3 protein-coding genes are annotated in these 2,418 nt (G+C 58.0%); all 3 read left to right on the top strand.

Going from position 1 to position 2,418, the window contains the following annotated elements; all coding sequences use genetic code 11:
- The first annotated feature begins 104 nt into the window (after positions 1 to 104).
- Complete coding sequence (gene tnpA / locus P353_RS28650; RefSeq protein WP_113707761.1) at positions 105 to 425, top strand: IS66-like element accessory protein TnpA; 321 nt, start codon at positions 105 to 107, stop codon at positions 423 to 425.
- A complete protein-coding gene (gene tnpB, locus P353_RS25310) occupies positions 422 to 757 on the top strand; it encodes an IS66 family insertion sequence element accessory protein TnpB (RefSeq protein WP_034375801.1) in 336 nt (111 codons plus the stop codon). Before tnpA ends, tnpB begins: the two co-directional genes overlap by 4 nt.
- A gap of 61 nt (positions 758 to 818) precedes the next feature.
- Positions 819 to 2,387 (top strand): IS66 family transposase, encoded by a 1,569-nt coding sequence (gene tnpC, locus P353_RS25315; protein WP_034375802.1) that lies wholly within the window; start codon positions 819 to 821, stop codon positions 2,385 to 2,387.
- Positions 2,388 to 2,418: the final 31 nt, after the last annotated feature.

Here is a 2,418-nt window from a genome sequence, read left to right on the forward strand (position 1 = left end):
GGTATGCGTCCGGCCAAGTCATCTACCCAACCCCGTAAAGCCAGGACATGGTGTGCACTTAAATTTAGGTGGGCACCAGTTCTAGCCTTTTAAGCGGGTATTTCATGCAGCCAACACGCCGTTCGTATTCCAAATCCTTCAAAGCCCAGGTCATTCAAGAGTGTGTCCAACCCGGCGCTTCAATCGCCAGCGTCGCCCTCGGCCATAGCCTCAACGCAAACCTCGTCCACAAATGGATTCGGGTGCAAGCGCAGAAAAGTACGGCGCTTCAACCCGCATTCATCCCGTTACCCATACAAACAACGGCGCACGTATCTTCGAATATCAGCGTTGAGATTCTGCACCCGCGCGGCACCGTCAAAGTGAACTGGCCAACCGATAGCGCTGCTGCCTGCGCCGCTTTCCTTCGAGACCTGTTGCGATGATCCGCATCGACGCCATCTGGCTCGCCACCGAGCCCATGGATATGCGCGCCGGCACTGAAACGGCGCTGGCCAGGGTCGTCGCAGTGTTCGGTGCGGCGAAGCCGCACTGCGCCTATCTATTTGCCAATCGCCGCGCGACCCGGATGAAAGTGCTGGTACACGATGGGATTGGCGTCTGGCTGGCGGCACGTCGTTTGAACCAAGGTAGATTCCATTGGCCAGGCGTTCGGCAAGGCAGCGAAGTGCAGTTGGATGCCGAGCAGCTTCAGGCCTTGGTACTCGGCCTGCCTTGGCAGCGTGTTGGCGCTGGCGGTGTAATTACGCTGCTTTAAAAACCGTAATTAATGCCTTGGCTTGCTGTTGCGAGTGGCTTGCTTTGGTAAAATCCACGGCATGACTTCCTCGCCCGATCTCGCTCAAATGACCCCCGACCAACTGCGTGCATTCGCTGCGCAGTTGCTATCGCAAGTCGTGGCCATGGGTCATACGGTTGAGACCATGAGCAAGACAGTTGAAACGATGGGCAAGAAGATCAACCGCGATCAAACGGTGATCGAGAAGCTGACTCACGAGATCGCACAGCTCAAGCGTTTGAAGTTTGCCAAGCGCAGCGAGCAAATGAATCCTGAGCAGGCCAGCTTGTTGGATGACCTGATCGATACCGATATCGCAGCGATTGAGGCCGAGCTTCAAGCGCTGCAAATAGCGCCAGTTGCGACCGAGAAAAAGCAAAAGCCCAAGCGCACGGCTCTGCCGGCAGAGTTCCCTCGCACGTTGATCCATCACGAACCGGACAACACCCACTGCCCATGCGGCTGCGCACTCAAGCGTATCGGTGAAGATGTCAGCGAAAAGCTGGACTACACGCCGGGCGTGTTTACCGTCGAGCGCCATATTCGTGGCAAGTGGGTATGCGATGACTGCGAAACGCTGATCCAGGCGCCAGTACCTGCGCAAGTTATCGACAAGGGCATCCCGACTGCCGGCTTGCTTGCCCACGTCATGATCGCGAAGTTCGCTGATCATCTTCCGCTTTACCGTCAGGAATCGATTTTCGGTCGAGCTGGCTTGGCGATTCCACGTTCGACGTTGGCCCAGTGGGTTGGTATGACGGGCGTGCAGTTGCAGCCCCTGGTCGATGCCCTGCGTGACGTGGTGACAGGACAACAGGTCGTGCACGCGGACGAAACGCCCGTACAAATGCTCGCTCCAGGCACGAAGAAAACCCACCGTTCCTATGTATGGGCCTACGCCACCAGCCAGTTCTCGGACGTGGCAGCAGTTGTTTATGACTTCAGCCCCAGCCGCGCCGGAGAGCATGCTCGTAACTTCCTGCAAGGCTGGAAAGGTAAGTTGGTCTGCGACGATTTTGGCGGTTACAAGGCGAGTTTCGAACTCGGCGTGACCGAAATCGGCTGCATGGCCCATGCCCGGCGCAAGTTCTTCGAACTGCACGCCACCAACAAGAGCCAGATCGCCGAACAGGCACTGGGTTACATCCAGTTGCTGTACGAAATCGAAAGCGAAGTGCGCGACCTGGAGCCGGATTTACGGTGCCGAATACGGCAAGAAAAAGCCATGCCGGTGATGGATAGGCTGCATGCCTGGATGATCGCCCAGCGCGACCTCGTGCCCGAAGGTTCGGCTATCAGCAGGGCACTCGATTACAGCTTGAAACGCTGGGCAGCGCTGTCGCGCTACCTCGATGACGGCGCCGTCCCCATTGACAACAACTGGGCCGAGAACCAGATCCGGCCTTGGGCGCTTGGACGCAAGAACTGGCTCTTCGCCGGGTCGCTACGCAGCGGGAAACGGGCGGCGGCGATTATGAGCTTGATCCAGTCTGCGCGGCTGAATGGGCATGACCCGTACGCCTATCTGAAGGATGTTCTCACGCGCCTGCCGACGCAGCGGGCGAGTGAGATCGAGCAGCTGCTTCCGCATAAGTGGCAGCCGGTTTAATCACGCAAGACGTGATGCCCGGACGCATACG

The organism is Comamonas testosteroni, from assembly GCF_000761245.1.
GTDB classification, from domain to species: Bacteria; Pseudomonadota; Gammaproteobacteria; order Burkholderiales; family Burkholderiaceae_C; genus Comamonas; species Comamonas testosteroni_C.